The following is a 16,359-nucleotide window of genomic DNA, read 5'->3' as shown; positions in this document are numbered from 1 at the left end:
CGGTTACATTCCGAACCCGGAAGTTAAGCTCTTCAGCGCCGATGGTACTGCACCGGGGACGGTGTGGGAGAGTAGGTCGCCGCCGGACAATCTTTGGGAAAGGGTCACCTCTTGTTGGGGTGGCCCTTTTTCGCGTTCCCGGGGGAGGTTTCTTGGGGGAGGGGCGGGTTTCCCCGGCGGGGGGTGACCCCCGGGAGGGGCGTGGTGGGTGTCGGTGCGGGGGCGACGCGGTGAACCGCCGGGGCGTGGCCTGAGGAATTGCCAGAGGTTTCGTTGTGGGCGTGGTCTGTTGTGGGTCTGGGCTTTGGCGGGCCCGGCCGGCCAAGCTCGGCCAGGATCGACACCGCTTTACGGTTCTGAAGCGGCTCTGGGCTGGGCTGGGCCGTCTGACCTGGCCTTGGGGTTGGCCGGGGTTGGCCTCGGGAGTGGGCCGGGTCTTCGGGGTGTTCCCCGTCGGGGCTGTTCCCATCGGCTCTGGGTGCTCAAATCTCCGGGGCAGCACGGAGCAGGGGTTCGATCCGATAGGGGATCTGCACGGACAGGGCAATGGTGGTGTCGGTGCGCTGGACCGCGGGTGAGGTGAGGACGCGGGCGATGATCTCCTGTAGATCCGGTGTGCTGCGCGCGACCACACGGCAGAGCAGGTCGGCCTGACCGCTGGTGCCGTATACCTCGATGATCTCCGGTACGGGTTTCAGCGCTTCCACGGCCTCGGCCAGGCGACCCTGGGCGATCTGCAGGGAGACGAAGGCCAGGATCGGGTAGCCGATCTCCTCGGGGGCGATGGTGGGGCCGAAGTCGGCGATCACACCTCGGCCGGTGAGTTTCTCCACCCGGGCCTGTACGGTGCCCCGTGCCACGCCGAGTAGACGGGCGAGTTCGGTGAGTCCGATGCGTGGGTTGTCACGCATGGTCACCAGGAGGCGGCTGTCCAGGTCGTCGATCGACATCTCATCAGGTTAGGCGATATGACTAGCTACATGCGCCTTTGGTAAGGCGACCTTGCGCGAATCGCGCAGTAAAACTGCCCGCTCTTGTCAATGATTGCTGATATTGCTGTCATTTCATACATGTTCGAAGAAGCACAGTACTTCGCACCGGTGGCGACCCGTGACGACGGCACAGTCGAAGTCCGGCTCGCCGCGAGTCACCCTGGTTTCGCCGACCCGGTCTATCGGGCCCGGCGTAACGCCATCGCCGCGCTCGCGGTCGGGCATGTGCTCGGTACGCCGATTCCGACAGCTGAGTACACCGGCCAGGAGCACGAGGTGTGGGCGCTGGTCAGCCGGGAGTTGGCGCTCAAGCACCGGGTGTACGCGACGGTCGAGTATCTGGACGCCGCCGAACGGCTGGAGTTGCCCGTTGACCGGATCCCGCAGTTGCAGGAGGTCAGTGAGCTGCTGGAGCCGCTGACCGGGTTCCGGTACATTCCCGCGGCGGGACTGGTCCCGCTCCGGGAGTTCTACGGCGTGCTGGCGGACGGGTACTTCCACTCGACGCAGTACATCCGGCACCACTCCACCCCTCTCTACACGCCTGAACCGGACGTGATCCACGAGGTGATCGGGCATGCCAACGCGCTTGCCTCCGACCGGTACTCCAGGCTCTACCGGCTGGCAGGGAACGCGGCGCGGCGGGTTCAGGGTGAGAGCGCGCTGGAGTTCGTCTCGAAGGTCTTCTGGTTCACCCTGGAGTTCGGTGTGATGATCGACCGGGGGGAACTGCGGGCGTATGGTGCGGGCATCCTGTCCTCCTACGGGGAGATCGAGGAGTTCCGGGGGATGGACATCCGGCCGCTGAATCTCGTCGCCATGGGCACCACCCAGTACGACATCACCAAATACCAGAATGTTCTCTTCCGGGCGGAGTCGCTGGAGCACCTCGAAGACGTGGTCGGGGAGTTCTGGGCCACGTGTGACGACGACTCCGTCGCCCGGCTGCTCGCCGACGCTCGCTGAGGATTCGTCAAAGACATCCGGTCGACGTCTCCGGTGGTCAAGGACTTGGTCCCTGTTCGGGCTGGGCGCCGCCACGGGACCGCCCGCGCGTGCTTCGATGCGCTAGACCTTGGTCATGGTTGTAGCGGGTGAAACGGCCGGATCCCGGCGGAGTGCCGGTCCCCGGTGGATTTCCCGGAGGGGAGCGTCCCGGTGGGTGGCCGTGGCCGTACTGGTCTCCGTCCTGGCGTCCGGGTGCGCGGCCGGGAACGTCACCATGCCGGATGCCGTTCCGCCGCCGGTCTCCTCGCCAACCCCGCCGCCGGTCTCCGAGGTGATCCCCGGGGCGGCGGCCCTTGGGGCTGCGATGCCTACCGGGGCGCCTACCCCGCAGCCCACCGGGCGCGCCGGGGCGGCCGAGCCCGGTGGGCCGCCGAAGATCTCCGTGATGAGGCTCACCCGCGTTCTCGACCGGTTCCTCTCCGGTTACGGTGGCCGGGTGGCCGTGGCGGTGCGGGATCTGGACACCGGCCGCTCCTACCATTACCACCGCGGCCTGCGGCTGCCCACCGCGAGCACCTCGAAGGTTGGCATCCTGATGGCGATGCTGCTGGGCACGCCGTGGCGGAGGTTGAGTGGGCGGGAGAGGGCCGATGCCGGACGGATGATCCGGTTCAGCGACAACGCGGCGGCCGATCGGATGTATGAGCGCATCGGCCTGGAGTCCGGTCTGGCCAGGGCGAATCGCAGGTTCGGGCTGAAGAGAACCTACACGCCGCCGGGGCGGTGCGTGAACCTGTACTGCTGGGGCATCACCCAGACCACCGCGCAGGATCAGGTCCGCTTGATCCGGGCGCTGGCCAGGCGGAGCAGCCCGCTGGCCGCGGAGGAGCGCGACCGGGTGCTCCGGTTGATGGCGCGGGTGACTCCGGACCAGAGGTGGGGGATCAGCGCCGCGGCGTGCGAGAACAGCCGGGTGGCGCTCAAGAACGGCTGGTTGCGTCATGTGGCCAATGCGCGGTGGGTGGTCGTCAGCGTGGGGTTGATCCGGGATCCCGGGCACAGGTACGCGGTGGCCGTTCTCACCGAGGACGGCCTGACCATGGGCGCGGGCGTCGCCAAGGTCGAGGGGGTGGCCAAGCGTGTTCTGGCCGCCTTCCGCGGCGGTCGGGGATGCGTGGCGGCCGGGGGTCAGTCCGCTCCGCCGACGAGCCGGTAGCCCACGCCGCGCACGGTCTTGATCAGCCGATCGTCGTTGTCGCCGAGGCGGGCGCGCAGGCGCTTGATGTGTACCGCGATCGTGTTGGTCGACGTGGTGTCCGTGGAGTTCCAGACGTGGCGCATGATCTGCTCGCGGGTGACCGTGCTGTTCGCGTTCCGCATCAGATAGTGCAGCAGCTCGAACTCCCGCAGAGGCAGATGGACGGTGCGACCGCCGACTCTGACCTGGTAGGCGCGTATGTCGAGCTCCACGTCGCCGGCTGTCAGGGTGCGGCGCGCTCCCGGCTCTCCCGAGAACGCGGCGTGTACCAGCGGCAGGAGTTCGGGCACCCGGTACGGCCGGGCCACGCAGGCGGTGGTCCCGGCCGCGAGTGCCTGGACGGCCTGCTCGGCGTGGCTCTCATCCGTGCCGAGCAGTATGGGGGTCGCCCGCGTCAGCCGTATGGCGCGGATGAACTCCACCGCGCCGACGACCGGCAGCGAGGCGCTGACCAGCACGACGTCGGGGTGGAGCGCGCCCGCCTGCAACAGGGCCTGGGCGCCGTCGGTCACGCCCGTGACCTCGATGCCCTCCCGTTCGAGGGCGTCGGACAGGCCCCGGACCAAGGCCGATTCCGGATCGGCCACCAGCAGCAGGGGTGCTGCCCGGGTGTCCCCGTTCACCTCGGGTGTCGTCTGTGGCTGGATCACCCGGGTCCTCCTTACGCGGTTGTTCTATCCGAAGCGACCGGTGATGTAGTCCTCGGTTGCCTTCTGCGCGGGGTTGGTGAAGATCCGCGAGGTGTCGTCCATCTCGATGACGCGGCCCGGCTGCCCCTGCCCGGCGAGATTGAAGAAGGCGGTGCGGTTGCTCACCCGGGCGGCCTGCTGCATGTTGTGCGTCACGATGATGATCGTGAACCGGTTCTTCAACTCGGCCATCAGGTCCTCGATCGCCAGGGTGGAGATCGGGTCCAGGGCGGAGCAGGGCTCGTCCATCAGGAGGACCTCGGGTCTGACCGCGATCGCCCTGGCGATGCACAGGCGCTGCTGCTGTCCACCGGAGAGACCGGCGCCGGGCCTGTTGAGGCGGTCCTTGACCTCGTTCCAGAGGTTGGCGCCTCTCAGCGACTCCTCGACGACGGCGTCGACCTTGGACTTGGGGTGTTTGCCGTTGAGGCGGAGCCCGGCCGCCACGTTCTCGTAGATCGACATTGTGGGAAACGGGTTGGGACGCTGGAAGACCATGCCGATCATGCGGCGTACCGACACCGGCTCGACGTCGGAGGCGTAGAGGTCCTCCCCGTCGAGCAGGACCTTGCCCTCCACGCGCGCGCCGGGGATGACCTCGTGCATGCGGTTCAGCGTCCGCAGGAAGGTCGACTTGCCGCACCCCGAGGGGCCGATGAAGGCGGTGATCGACTGAGGCTCGATCGTCATCGAGATGTCCTCGATCGCCTTGTGTTTTCCGTAGTACGCGTTGAGGCCGGAGACCTGGATCTGCTGGCTCATTTCGGCATTTCCTCCTATCGGCCCCTGGCAGGCGAGCGCCACCAGCCGATGAGGCGCGCCACCAGGTTGAGCAGCATGACGATCAGAATGAGGGTGAGCGCTCCGGCCCACGCCCGGTCGATGGCGGTGCCCGTCGGACGGGCCGCCTGGTCGAACACGTAGAGCGGCAGCCCCATCTGCGGTCCCTTGAAGGGGTCGCTGTTGATGGAGTCGGTGAAGAAGACCGTCAGCAGCAGCGGAGCCGTCTCTCCGGCGACCCGGGCGATCGCCAGCATGACGCCGGTCACGATGCCGCTGAACGCGGTGGGCAGGACGATTCTGGTGATCGTCCGCCATTTCGGCACGCCCAGCGCGTAGGAGGCCTCCCGGAGGTCGCCGGGGACCAGCCGGAGCATCTCCTCGGCGGAGCGGACCACCGTCGGCATCATCAGGATCGACAGGGCCAGCGCCCCGGCGAATCCGGAGAACGGCATGCCCAGGGCCAGGATCCAGAAGGCCAGGATGAACAGGCCGGAGACCACGGAGGGGATGCCGGTCATGACGTCCACGAAGAAGCTGATCGCCCGGCTCAGCCGTCCGCCCTGCCCGTACTCCACCAGGTAGATCGCGGTGAGCAGGCCGATCGGGACGGAGATGGCCGAGGCCAGCAGGACCTGTTCCAGCGTGCCGAGGATGGCGTGGTAGGCGCCGCCTCCGGCGTCCCTGGCGCCGATGTTGCGCATGGAGTGGGTCAGGAACTCCATGTCGAACCGGGCGAGGCCGTTCTTGACCACCATCCACAGGACCGCGATCAGCGGTACCACGGCGATGGCGAACGACAGGTGGACCAGCGTCTGGACCAGCCGGTCCTTGAATCGCCGACCGGCGGAGACGCGCTGGATCGCGGTCATGCGCCGGCTCCCGAGTACTCCTTGCGCCGGGCGACGATCAGGCGGGCCCCCATGTTCACGATCAACGTGATGACGAACAGCACCAGGCCCGAGGCGATCAGCGCGCCGCGTCCGATCGGGGTGGCCTCGCCGAATCCGTTGGCGATGTTGGCGGCGATGCTGTTGCCCTGCGGGGCGAGGATGTGGAGGCTGATGCCGAACGTGACCGGGAAGATGAGCGCGACGGCGATGGTCTCTCCCATGGCACGCCCCAGGCCGAGCATGGACGCGCTGATGACACCGGGACGCCCGAACGGCAGCACCGCGATCTTGATCACCTCCCAGCGGGTCGCGCCGAGGGCCAGCGCGGCCTCCTCGTGTGTCCTCGGCACCTGGAGGAACACCTCTCGGGAGATCGCCGCGATGATCGGCAGGATCATGACCGCGAGCACGATCGACGCGGTCAGCATCGAGCGGCCCGCGACCGCGTCGCCGCCGAACAGCGGGATGAAGCCCAGATGTTCGTTGAGGAACTCGAATGGAACCTGGACGGCCGGGACGAGGAACGTGACGCCCCACAGGCCGTAGACGACGCTCGGGACGGCGGCCAGCAGGTCGATGACGTATCCCAGGACTCCGGCCAGGCGCCGGGGCGCGTAGTGGGAGATGAAGAGCGCCACACCGACGGCCACCGGAACCGCCATGACCAGGGCGAGGAGCGCGCTGACCAGGGTGCCGAACGCCAGGGCCGCGATGCCGAAGGACTGGCTGGTGTTCGGCTCCCAGGTGAGGGTGGTGAGAAAGTCTCCCTTGTTGGCGCGGAGGGCCGGAATCGCCTCGATGATCAGGAAGACGGCGATGGCCGCCATGATCGCCAGCAGCAGGATTCCGGCGCCCGTGGCGGCGTAGCGGAAGGGGGCCTCACCCCGGCTGCGCCGCGAGGCGAATCGGCGCAGGGCCGATTCGCCGTCGCGGATGCGTAGTGGAGTCGCCATCGACTTAGGAGATCGCCTCGACGGCGGTGCGGACCTTGCCGAGCAGCGTCGCCGGCAGCGGGGCGTAGCCCAGGCCGGTCAGCTCCCGCTGGCCCTCGTCGCCCGAGGTGTAGGAGAGGAACGCCTTCACCAGCTTGGCCTCCTCGGCGGGCAGTCCCTTCTCGCAGGTGATCTCGTAGGTCACCAGGACGATCGGGTAGGCTCCGGCGGCCTTGGTGGCGTAGTCGATGTCCAGCTTGAGGTCGTTGCCCTGGCCGACCACCTCGGCGGCCTCGACCGTCTTGGCCGCGCTCTCCGGGGTCAGCTCCACGAACTCGCCGGAGCCGTTGGCGACCTTGGCCTTGGCCAGGCCGGAGTTCTCGGCGTAGGAGAGCTCCACGTAGCCGATCGCGCCGGCGGTGGTCTTGACGGCCTGCGCGACGCCGTCGGAGCCCTTGGCTCCCTGGCCCTTGGCCTCGGCCGGCCACGCCTTGGCGGCCTCGTACGGCCAGCCGGCGGTCTTGGCCAGGAACTTGGTGAAGTTGTCACTGGTGCCCGACTCGTCCGAGCGGTGGAACGCCTGGATGACGGACGAGGGGAGCGTGGCCTCCGGGTTGTCGGCCTTGATCGCCGCGTCGTCCCACTTGGTGATCTTGTTGTTGAAGATGCCGCCGATGGTCTTGGGGGAGAGCTGGAGCCCGTCGACGCCGGGAAGGTTGTAGACGACGGCCACGGGCCCCGTGACCATCGGGAGGTTGATGGCCTTGCCGGTCTTGCAGCGGGCGTCCGCCTGGGCGGGCTCGCCCTTGTCGGCCTTGAGCGCCGAGTCCGAGCCGGCGAACGCGATCGTGCCCTGGATGAAGGCCTGGACGCCCGCGCCGGAGCCGCTGGGCTGGTAGTTGAGGCTCACCCCCGAGTTCGCCCGCTGGAAGTTCTTCTTCCACTCGTCGATGGCGTTCGCCTGTGCCGAGGAGCCCGCGGCGTTGATCGTGCCGCTGAGGCCGGAGTCCGGTCCGGCAGGGGAGGTCGCGCTGTCAGTGCCGGTGGTGTTGTCATCGGTGCCGCACGCAGCGAGCGAGAGCGCGCCGACGAGGGTTATCGCGGCGAGCCGGCCTGCATACTTCACGGTTGGGTTCCTCCCACTAAGTCCTTCAACATTCAGAAGATTAGGGAGGGAAGATGACTCAAAACCGGTGGAAAGATGAACGCAGAGTGAATGGCTCCGGTCGCGATCGTGGCAACCCCTTGAGCCTGTCTCGGCACGTGAGCCCCGTGGGGGCACACTTCGAGGCTCTGCGCCGTGTCCGGCGTCCCCTTGGGGGCCGCGGGTTTCGGATGATCCTGGACAGGGCCAGATAGGTCCGAAAACCCGCGAAGAGCCTGCGGGCAACCCGGGGGAGAAGATCAGACGGGAAGGGTGAGCGGGCCGCCGCCGAGGCGTTTGAGGACCTCGCCGTGCAGGGAGCCGTTGGTGCACACCAGGCTGCCGCCGTCCAGGCCGGGAACCCCGGACAGGTCGGTCCAGGTGCCGCCGGCCTCCTCGACGATCACGGTCAGCGCCGCGATGTCCCAGGGGGAGAGCTCGGGCTCGGCCGACAGGTCCACCGCGCCTTCGGCGACCAGCATGTGCGACCAGAAGTCCCCGTAGGCGCGGCTGCGCCAGACGGCCCTGTTCAGGCCGAGGAACTCGTCGAGCCTGCCGGCCTCCTCCCAGCCGCCGAGGCTGGAGTAGGAGAAGGAGGCGTCCTCCAGGCGGGTGACCGAGGAGACGCGGCAGCGGGTGGCCTGGGTGAGGCTCTTGCCGGTCCACGCGCCGCTGCCGCGGGCGGCCCACCAGCGGCGGCCGAGCGCGGGGGCGGAGACCAGGCCCACGACGACCCGGCCCTCGTCCATCAGGGCGATGAGCGTGGCCCAGACGGGGACGCCGCGCACGTAGTTCTTGGTGCCGTCGATCGGGTCGACGATCCACGAGCGGGCACCGTGGCCGGTGGTGCCGAACTCCTCGCCGATCACCGCGTCACGGGGGCGGTCCCGGCCGAGGGTGCCGCGGATGGCCTCCTCGACGGCCCGGTCGGCGTCGCTCACCGGGGTGAGGTCCGGTTTGGTCTCGACCCGCAGGTCCACGGCCTTGAACCGGCGCGTGGTCAGGTCGTCCGCGGAGTCGGCCATGATGTGCGCGAGGCGCAGGTCGTCGTTGTAACCCGTCACGATGGGCAACGCTATCGCGACAGTGGCCGGGTGTAGGAGATCGGGGAGTAACCCGAGGAATTGTGGCGTGGCGCGCCGCTCCGTTGGATATCGGGTGGATCGCCGCGTTGGCTCCTGAGTTACTGGCCAGTAGCATCTGGGGCATGACCTTTGATGTGGGTGCCTTCATGCTGCAGAGCGTCCCGTTCGCGCGGACGCTGGACATCTCCTTCGACACGGTGGAGCCGGGGTTCGCGGTGGCCCGCATGCCCGACCGCGCCGACCTGCACAACCACGTGGGCGGCCCGCACGCGGGAGCGCTGTTCAGCCTCGCCGAGTCCGCCTCCGGGGCCGCGGTGCTGTCGGCCTTCGGTGACCAGATGTCGCGTGCCACCCCACTGGCCGCGAACGCCGCGATCCGTTACGTCAGGCTCGCGATGGGCGAGGTCGTCGCCGAGGCCCGTCTCCGGGCGGTCCGGGAGGAGGTCGTGGCCAGGCTGGACGCGGGGGAACGCCCCGAGTTCGAGGTCACCGTCGACGTCAGGACCGTCGACGGGGTCCTGGTCTCCGAGATGACCGTCGCCTGGACCCTGCGCCCCAACCGCTAGACCTCGTCGCCTCAGCGCGCCCGGCCGCTCGCCTCACCGTCGGCCGTCGTCGCCGTCAGTCGCCGTCGCCGTCAGTCGTCGTCGGGGGCGCCCTCGCGGCTGGCGAGCAGGCGGCGCAGCGAGACGAGCCGGGCCGGGTCCGCGTGGCCGGCCGCCGTCCAGGCGTCCAGGGCGCACTCCTCGCCGAGATGGTTGCAGCCCTTGGGGCACTCGACGGTGCCCTCGACGAGGTCGGGGAAGCCCGCGAGAACGGTCTCCACCGAGACATGGGCCAGGCCGAAGCTGCGGATCCCGGGGGTGTCGATGATCCATCCGCCGCCGGGGAGCTCCAGGGCCACGGCCGAGGTGGAGGTGTGACGGCCCCGGCCGGTCACCGCGTTGACGTGTGATACGGCCCGGTTGGCGTCCGGGACCAGGGCGTTGACCAGGGTGGACTTTCCCACCCCCGAGTGGCCGACGAGCACGCTGGTCCGGTCGCCGAGGCACTCCCTCAGGTCGTCGAGGGAGCCGCCCTTCTGCAGCACCACGTACGGAACGCCGAGGGGGGCGTAGAGGGAGACCAGCTCCTGCGGGGAGGCCAGATCGGCCTTGGTGAGGCAGAGCACCGGCTCGATGTCGGCGTCGAAGGCCGCCACCAGCATCCGGTCGATCATGCGGGGCCGGGGCGGCGGATCGGCCAGGGCCGTCACGATCACCAGTTGGTCGGCGTTGGCGACCACGGGACGCTCGATGCCGTCGGTGTCCTCGGTGTCGTCCGCGGAGCGGCGGAGCATCGAGGTGCGCGGCTCCACCCGCACGACGCGGGCCAGCGTGTCGGACGCCCCGGAGACGTCGCCCACCAGGGCCACCCGGTCGCCGACCACGATCCCCTTGCGGCCCAGCTCCCTGGCCTTCATCGCGACCACCACGCGGCCGCTCATGGTTGCGCCCTCCGCCCGGTCTCCCCTACGGCGGCGGCCCCTCTCGCCCGCCGACTCGACCAGGCACGTGTAGCGTCCCCGGTCGACCGCCACCACGAACCCCTGGACCGCGTCCTCGTGCGCGGGACGGATCCGGGTCCGGGGCCGGGAGCCCTTCCCCGGCCGGACCCTGACGTCGTCCTCGTCGTACTCCCGCTTTCTCAGCTTCTCCGCCTCGATCCGTCCTCGTCCGAGCGGCCGTCCGCCCCGGGCCGGGCGTCTCCCGGGCCGAGCGCCCGGTGGAGCGGGACGGCGGGTCCCACCGTACGTCGCGTCGCGCGGCGCGCGAGGTGCCGGCTCACGGCGTGCCGCGCAGCATGTCCGCCCACATGGAGGCGAACTCGGGGAGGGTCTTGCCCGTGGTGGCGATGTCCTCCACCTCGACGCCGGGCACGGCCAGGCCGATCACCGCTCCCGCGGTGGCCATCCGGTGGTCGGCGTAGGAGTGGAAGACCCCGCCGGTGAGGGGGCGCGGCCTGATCTCCAGGCCGTCCTCCGTCTCGTTCGCGTCGCCGCCGAGACCGTTGATCTCCGCGACCAGCGCGGCCAGCCGGTCGGTCTCGTGCCCCCGGATGTGGGCGACGCCGCCGATCCTGCTGGGGGAGCCGGCGAGGGCGGCCAGCGCGGCGATCGTCGGGGTCAGCTCGGCGACGTCGCGCAGATCCGCCTGGATACCGGTGACGCGCCCGGTCCCGGTCACCGTCAGCCCGGCGGGCGTGCGCGTCACCGAGGCGCCCATGTCCGCCAGCAGCCGCCGGAGCTGGTCGCCCGGCTGGGTCGTCTCCGAGGGCCAGCCGGGAACGGTGACCGAGCCCCCGGTGACCATCGCGGCGGACAGGAAAGGCGCCGCGTTGGACAGGTCGGGTTCGACGGTGAAGTCTCTGGCGCGGATCGGCCCCGGCTCGACCCGCCAGACGTCCGGCTCGGAGTCGTCGACCCCGACGCCGAACTCGCGGAGCATCAGAACGGTCATCAGGATGTGCGGCTGCGACGGGATCGGCGGCCCCTCGTGCCGCACGGTCACGCCCTTGTCGAAGCGGGCCGCGGCCAGCAGCAGGCCGGAGAGGAACTGGGAGGAGCCGGACGCGTCGAGCCTGACCTCGCCGCCGGTCAGCGGCCCCCGGACGGTGAACGGCAGCGCGTCGCCCGTCACCTGGGCGCCCAGGGCCCGCAGGGCGCCCAGGATGGTGCCCATCGGGCGCCTGCGGGCGTGCGGGTCGCCGTCGAAGGACACCTCGCCGTCGGCCAGCGCCGCCACCGGCGGCACGAACCGCATCACCGTGCCCGCGAGTCCCACGTCGATGCGCGCACCGCCGGTCACGGGGCCGGGCGTGACCGCCCAGTCGCAGCCGGACGCGCTCTCGCCGGAGGGGGTCATCGTGGCGCCGAGCGCCCGCAGCGCCGCGGCCATGAGGTCGGAGTCGCGGCTGCGCAGCGCCCGCCGTACGGTGCCCGGGCCGTCGGCCAGCGCGGCGAGCAGCAGCGCGCGGTTGGTCACGGACTTCGACCCGGGGAGGGGAACGGTCGCGTGGACGGGGCGGGTCGCGGTCGGTGCGGGCCACAGCGGAACGGACATGGTCAAAAGCCTACCTGGACGGTGAACCCGTGCCCCCGACACGTGGCAGGGTGGAGATATGTGTGGGAGATATGCCTCTACGCGGGCAAAACAGGAGCTGCTCGAAGAGTTCGAGGTCGAGCTCGACGGGGCGGCCGACGATGAGCTCAGGCCCGACTACAACATCGCCCCGACCAAGCCCGTCTACGCCGTACTCAGCCGCGTGCCCGGCTCGGGTCCGGAGGGCAGGCCGGTGCGGCAGCTGCGCGTGGTCCGGTGGGGACTGGTCCCCGCCTGGGCGAAGGATCCCTCCATCGGATCGAAGATGATCAACGCCCGGGTGGAGACGGTGGCCGAGAAGCCGTCCTTCCGTGCGGCGTTCGCCAAGCGCCGGTGCCTGCTGCCCGCCGACGGCTACTACGAGTGGGCCGTGCGGGAGGAGACCGGCAAGGGCGGGAAGCCCGGGAAACAGCCCTACTTCATCCAGCCGGCCGACGGCGGGATCATGGCCATGGCGGGACTGTACGAGTTCTGGCGCGACCGGGGCAGACCCGAGGACGACCCGCGCGCGTGGCTGGTGACCTGCACGATCATCACCACCTCCGCCGAGGACGAGCTGGGCGCCATCCACGACCGGATGCCGATGTTGATCGAGCGGGACCGCTGGACCGAGTGGCTCGACCCCGGGGTGCCGGACGCGCGGGAGTTCCTGGTCCCCGCAGGCTCCCTGGGCCTGAAGGCGTACCCGGTCTCCACCGCGGTGAACTCGGTGCGCAACAACGGCCCCGAACTCGTCGAGCCGGTGTCCGAGGGGCGGGGCGACGGTCGGGCGCTCCTCTGATCCGAGGGCTCCTTCCGCGGAGACCGCCTCCGCGGGGTCTCTCCGCGGAGGCCGTTCTTCTCGCGAACATCCCGGTAGGGGCTCCGGGGTCTCTCCGCGGCCCGGCGGTCCGGCGTCCTCCCGGGCTCCCGGTAGGGCGGTGGTCGGCTGTTCCCCCGAAGACTCTCCGTAATCGGTGTAGAAACGCCCTCAAATGGGCATCCGGTGAGGAAAGCGATATCTCCTCTGGACGAGGACATCGCATGGAAGCGCCCCTTGCCGCCTGACGGGAGAATCGGGGATCCTCTCATCGGCCGCCCCCACTTCGCGGAGGTGCGGATTCGTGAACGCCGAGACCGTGCGTGTGCGCCTGCAGAACATGCTCGTCGAACTCGACCGGTCCATCGCGGTCCTGCGGGGCGATCCGCAGGCCGGATGGGACCGCTCCCCCGCCGACGCCGGATCGGTGCTGACCGAGGCCGATCGCAACCTCGCCATGCTGGAGGCGGCCACCGGCCAGCGCCGTTCGGTCGTCGAGGCGCTCAGGCGGTTGGACGACGGGGTCTACGGCCGCTGTGCGGACTGCGGTCACCCCGTGCCCGAGGGCAGGCTGCAGGCGCGTCCCGAGGCCGCCCGCTGCCTGCAGTGTCAGTCGAGGCGGGAGCGGAGGCGCTGATCGGCCGATCAGGGGCGCCGGGCGCTGGCGACCAGGTGGATGCCCACCGTGTCGTCGTCGTCCGGGTGGGCCTCCAGCTCGGTGTTGACCAGCCAGGTGAGCGCGCGTGAGTCGGAGGCGAGCACGTGGTCGACCGTCGAGGGGGAGAGCACCGTGCGGGGCCGTACCCACTCGACCTCCAGACCGGCCTCGGTGAGCAGGTCGCGGAGCTGGCCGCCGCTGAAGCAGCGGGTGATGCTCCCGTCGGGCCAGGGCACCAGCATGACCTCGTCCGTCTGGCGCAGGTGGGCCCAGTAGTTCTGCTCGGCGAGGATCGCCATCCCCAGCACCAGGGAGTCGACGCAGACCAGGGCCCGCCCTCCGGGGCGCAGCACCCGGGCGACGTCGCCGATCGTGGACTCGGCCATGAGCTCCACCGACATCGAGCGCTCCTCGGCGACCACGGCGTCCATGCTCCGGTCCGGCAGGAAGCGCAGGTCGTCGGCGCGGACCCGGCGGACCTTGGAGGCGTCGTGCAGCGGCGGCCTGCCGTCGGCGGCCCGGCGGAAGTCGACCACCTCCAAAACCCGGTGTCCGGCCCTGGCGGTCTGCGCCGCCCAGCGACCCCTGCCGCCGGACAGGTCCAGGACGGTGGAGGGAGTCTCCGGGAGCCATCGGCTCAGTTGCTCGGCGGCGACCGCGCGATAGAAGGTCCAGTAGGGCCCGAGCGTTCCTGAGCCGTTCAGCTCTTCGGCCGGGATGGGCAGCACAGGCGGCTCCTGGCGTCAGGGTTCCGGTGGTCTACAGCTACCTTGCCGGTACGTATCTTTTTCCCCGTACCGGGTCCTTCGTCACCTTCTATCTTGGGGGAACAGATGCCACGGCGGGCGTGTTGCAAGCGGACAACGCACGATCCTTTCGGAGGTTGGCCGGCCAATGCTCGATGTGATCGACCCCGTCACCCGCCCCGGTGATCGGTCCTTCCCTGATGAGCGGGTATTCTCCGCTCAGTACGGAGTCCCGCGTCAGCAGGACTCCGGCGATCCTAAGGGGGTGGGTCCGGTCCCTGCGACAGGCGAGGAGACTCTGGAGCAGCGGAGCACGCGGTTCGAGAGGGATGTGATGCCCTATCTCGACCAGCTCTACTCCGCCGCGCTTCGGATGACCCGAAACCCAGCGGATGCCGAAGACCTCCTTCAGGAGACCTTCGCCAAGGCCTTCGCGTCCTTCCACCAGTTCCAGGAGGGCACCAACCTCAAGGCCTGGCTCTATCGCATCCTGACCAACACCTTCATCAACAGCTACCGCAAGAAGCAGCGGGAGCCCAAGCAGTCGGGCGCCGAGGAGATCGAGGACTGGCAGCTCGCCAGGGCCGAGTCGCACACCTCGGCGGGGCTGAAGTCGGCGGAGATCGAGGCGCTCGAACACCTCCCCGACAGTGATGTGAAGCAGGCGCTGGCCGCGCTTCCCGAGGAGTTCCGCATCGCGGTCTACCTCGCCGACGTCGAGGGCTTCCCCTACAAGGAGATCGCCGACATCATGGGCACCCCCATCGGGACCGTGATGTCCAGGCTCCACCGTGGCCGCCGTCAGTTGCGGACGCAGCTTGAGGACTACGCCCGCGAGCGTGGCCTGGTTCCGGCGGAGGGTGCGAAGTGATCGAGCGCGTCGAGGGGCACTGCGGGTTTCCGGGCGGGGTGATCGCATGAGCTGTGGCGAACCTCACGACACCGACTGCCGCGACGTCCTGGAGAAGGTCTACACCTACCTTGACGGCGAGCTCGACGAGGGCAACTGCGCCGACATCCGCCGGCACCTGGACGAGTGCGGTCCCTGCCTGGAGGAGTACGGCCTGGAGCAGGTCGTCAAGCAGCTGATCGCCAAGCACTGCGGCTGTGACAAGGTCTCGGAGGACCTGCGGGCCAAGGTGCTCAGCCGGATCGACCAGGTCCGCTCCGAGTTGGCCGGTTGACCTCCTAGGATCTCTCGTACGGCTGTGGCCATACAGAACCTGGGGGTCGGCATGCGGATACTCGTCACCGGTGGAGCGGGATTCATCGGATCCAATCTGGTGGATCGGCTGCTGGCCGACGGCCACGAGGTCGCGGCCGTGGACGACCTGTCCGGCGGTGACCGGGCCAATCTCGTCGCCGCGGCCGACAGCCCGGACTTCGCCCTGCACGTGCTGGACATCCGCGACCCCGCGCTGATCGGGCTGGCCGCCTCCTTCAAGCCCGAGGTGATCTGCCACCTCGCCGCCCAGGTCAGTGTGCGCAGGAGCGTGGCCGACCCCGTCCACGACGCCCGGCTCAACGTCGAGGGCACCGCCTCCGTGCTCACCGCGGCCCACCACGGCGGCACCCGCAAGGTGATCTTCGCCTCCTCGGTCGCGGTGTACGGCAGGCCCGAGGTCATCCCGGTGCCTCCGGACGCGGCGACCGACCCGCGCTCGCCGTACGCGGCCTCCAAGCTCAGCGCGGAGACCTACCTGGCCACCTTCAAGGCGCTGTACGGCATCGACTACACCACGCTGGTGCTCTCCAACGTCTACGGTCCGCGCCAGTCGCCCGACGGGGAGGCCGGGGTGGTCGCCATCTTCACCGACGCCCTGCTCAACGGCACCCCCACGGTGCTGTACGGCGACGGCACCCAGACCCGCGACTACGTCTTCGTCGACGACGTGGTGGACGGCTTCGCCCGGGCCTGCGGGGACGCCGGAGGTGGCCGCAGGTTCAACCTGGGCACCGGGGTGGAGACCACCGACCGCGCGCTGCACTCCCTGGTGGCCGAGGCCGCCGGCGCCCCCGACGAGCCGGGCGGCGCCGAGGCGCGCCTGGGCGACCTCCCGGCGATGGCCGTCGATCCGGCCCCCGCGCTGGAGGGGCTGGGCTGGCGGCCCCGGACGGACCTGGCCGCCGGACTGAAGATCACCACTGACTGGGCGAGGGCCCGTCTGGCCGCGAGGTAGCGGGCCCTTCCATGACGCTCCTCGGGACCGGCGTTCCGCGATGGCACGGGGTGATGGATTGGTTACGCTTTGCTTGCGATTCCCGGTCCGCTGCTTCGAGCCCGGCTCGTTTCTG

The 16,359-nt window shown here is 69.8% G+C and carries 18 protein-coding genes and 1 rRNA gene; 9 read left to right on the top strand and 10 right to left on the bottom strand.

The genetic code is table 11. The annotated features are described in order from the left end of the window. Positions 1-88: ribosomal RNA gene (gene rrf, locus ABZ194_RS26530) — 5S ribosomal RNA — on the top strand; the annotation flags it as partial. A 394-nt stretch (positions 89-482) separates the two neighbouring features. Here the strand turns inward: rrf and ABZ194_RS26525 are convergent. Next, complete coding sequence (locus ABZ194_RS26525) at positions 483-950, bottom strand: Lrp/AsnC family transcriptional regulator (protein WP_355599731.1); 468 nt, start codon at positions 948-950, stop codon at positions 483-485. A 120-nt stretch (positions 951-1,070) separates the two neighbouring features. Between ABZ194_RS26525 and ABZ194_RS26520 the strand changes: the two genes are divergently transcribed. Both ABZ194_RS26520 and ABZ194_RS26515 read left to right on the top strand, forming a co-directional pair. Next, positions 1,071-1,958: a phenylalanine 4-monooxygenase gene (locus tag ABZ194_RS26520; RefSeq protein ID WP_355599730.1), complete on the top strand. Its 888-nt coding sequence runs from the start codon at positions 1,071-1,073 to the stop codon at positions 1,956-1,958. Between the two features lie 196 nt (positions 1,959-2,154). Continuing rightward, positions 2,155-3,156 carry a serine hydrolase gene (locus ABZ194_RS26515; protein WP_355599729.1) on the top strand — a complete coding sequence of 334 codons (1,002 nt, stop codon included), beginning with the start codon at positions 2,155-2,157 and terminating at the stop codon, positions 3,154-3,156. On the opposite strand, the gene ABZ194_RS26510 is transcribed toward ABZ194_RS26515, so the two are convergent. The 6 genes from ABZ194_RS26510 to hisN form a co-directional block, all read right to left on the bottom strand. Continuing rightward, positions 3,129-3,848 (bottom strand): response regulator transcription factor, encoded by a 720-nt coding sequence (locus ABZ194_RS26510; protein WP_355599728.1) that lies wholly within the window; start codon positions 3,846-3,848, stop codon positions 3,129-3,131. The genes ABZ194_RS26515 and ABZ194_RS26510 overlap by 28 nt on opposite strands. 24 nt (positions 3,849-3,872) lie before the next feature. Then, positions 3,873-4,649, bottom strand: a complete 777-nt coding sequence (gene pstB / locus ABZ194_RS26505) for a phosphate ABC transporter ATP-binding protein PstB (RefSeq protein WP_355599727.1) — start codon at positions 4,647-4,649, stop codon at positions 3,873-3,875. Positions 4,650-4,663: 14 nt separating this feature from the next. Beyond that, positions 4,664-5,539 carry a phosphate ABC transporter permease PstA gene (gene pstA / locus ABZ194_RS26500; protein ID WP_355599726.1) on the bottom strand — a complete coding sequence of 292 codons (876 nt, stop codon included), beginning with the start codon at positions 5,537-5,539 and terminating at the stop codon, positions 4,664-4,666. Then, positions 5,536-6,513 (bottom strand): phosphate ABC transporter permease subunit PstC, encoded by a 978-nt coding sequence (gene pstC, locus ABZ194_RS26495; RefSeq protein WP_355599725.1) that lies wholly within the window; start codon positions 6,511-6,513, stop codon positions 5,536-5,538. Before pstC ends, pstA begins: the two co-directional genes overlap by 4 nt. 4 nt (positions 6,514-6,517) lie before the next feature. Further along, positions 6,518-7,618, bottom strand: coding sequence for a phosphate ABC transporter substrate-binding protein PstS (gene pstS / locus ABZ194_RS26490; protein ID WP_355599724.1), 1,101 nt, complete (start codon positions 7,616-7,618; stop codon positions 6,518-6,520). A gap of 278 nt (positions 7,619-7,896) precedes the next feature. After that, positions 7,897-8,700: a histidinol-phosphatase gene (gene hisN, locus ABZ194_RS26485; protein ID WP_355599723.1), complete on the bottom strand. Its 804-nt coding sequence runs from the start codon at positions 8,698-8,700 to the stop codon at positions 7,897-7,899. A gap of 143 nt (positions 8,701-8,843) precedes the next feature. Here hisN and ABZ194_RS26480 point away from each other — a divergent pair, with 143 nt between their 5' ends. Then, positions 8,844-9,287, top strand: a complete 444-nt coding sequence (locus tag ABZ194_RS26480) for a DUF4442 domain-containing protein (RefSeq protein WP_355599722.1) — start codon at positions 8,844-8,846, stop codon at positions 9,285-9,287. 71 nt (positions 9,288-9,358) lie between these two features. On the opposite strand, the gene rsgA is transcribed toward ABZ194_RS26480, so the two are convergent. Both rsgA and aroA read right to left on the bottom strand, forming a co-directional pair. Next, positions 9,359-10,411, bottom strand: a complete 1,053-nt coding sequence (gene rsgA / locus ABZ194_RS26475) for a ribosome small subunit-dependent GTPase A (RefSeq protein WP_355599732.1) — start codon at positions 10,409-10,411, stop codon at positions 9,359-9,361. Between the two features lie 133 nt (positions 10,412-10,544). Continuing rightward, entirely contained in the window at positions 10,545-11,822 is a 1,278-nt protein-coding gene (aroA, locus tag ABZ194_RS26470) for a 3-phosphoshikimate 1-carboxyvinyltransferase (RefSeq protein WP_355599721.1), read from the bottom strand. A 58-nt stretch (positions 11,823-11,880) separates the two neighbouring features. Here aroA and ABZ194_RS26465 point away from each other — a divergent pair, with 58 nt between their 5' ends. Then, the gene (locus ABZ194_RS26465) at positions 11,881-12,642 is read left to right on the top strand and encodes an SOS response-associated peptidase (RefSeq protein WP_355599720.1); all 762 of its coding nucleotides are present in this window, start codon (positions 11,881-11,883) and stop codon (positions 12,640-12,642) included. A 322-nt stretch (positions 12,643-12,964) separates the two neighbouring features. Then, on the top strand, positions 12,965-13,297 hold the full coding sequence (locus ABZ194_RS26460; RefSeq protein ID WP_355599719.1) for a TraR/DksA family transcriptional regulator: 333 nt from the start codon (positions 12,965-12,967) through the stop codon (positions 13,295-13,297). Positions 13,298-13,305: 8 nt separating this feature from the next. On the opposite strand, the gene ABZ194_RS26455 is transcribed toward ABZ194_RS26460, so the two are convergent. Then, entirely contained in the window at positions 13,306-14,046 is a 741-nt protein-coding gene (locus tag ABZ194_RS26455) for a methyltransferase domain-containing protein (RefSeq protein WP_355599718.1), read from the bottom strand. A 283-nt stretch (positions 14,047-14,329) separates the two neighbouring features. Here ABZ194_RS26455 and ABZ194_RS26450 point away from each other — a divergent pair, with 283 nt between their 5' ends. From ABZ194_RS26450 to ABZ194_RS26440, 3 genes are read left to right on the top strand one after another with little or no spacing between them, the layout of a single operon-like run. Then, positions 14,330-14,935 carry a sigma-70 family RNA polymerase sigma factor gene (locus ABZ194_RS26450; RefSeq protein ID WP_355599717.1) on the top strand — a complete coding sequence of 202 codons (606 nt, stop codon included), beginning with the start codon at positions 14,330-14,332 and terminating at the stop codon, positions 14,933-14,935. A 46-nt stretch (positions 14,936-14,981) separates the two neighbouring features. Continuing rightward, positions 14,982-15,248 carry a mycothiol system anti-sigma-R factor gene (gene rsrA / locus ABZ194_RS26445; RefSeq protein WP_355599716.1) on the top strand — a complete coding sequence of 89 codons (267 nt, stop codon included), beginning with the start codon at positions 14,982-14,984 and terminating at the stop codon, positions 15,246-15,248. Positions 15,249-15,272: 24 nt separating this feature from the next. After that, complete coding sequence (locus tag ABZ194_RS26440; RefSeq protein WP_355599715.1) at positions 15,273-16,244, top strand: NAD-dependent epimerase/dehydratase family protein; 972 nt, start codon at positions 15,273-15,275, stop codon at positions 16,242-16,244. Positions 16,245-16,359 lie beyond the last annotated feature (115 nt).

The sequence above is a fragment of the Streptosporangium sp. NPDC006007 genome (assembly GCF_040614315.1).
Classification (GTDB): domain Bacteria; phylum Actinomycetota; class Actinomycetes; order Streptosporangiales; family Streptosporangiaceae; genus Streptosporangium.
Note: the sequence above shows the minus strand (reverse complement) of the source record. Positions and strands in the feature narration are given on the sequence as shown.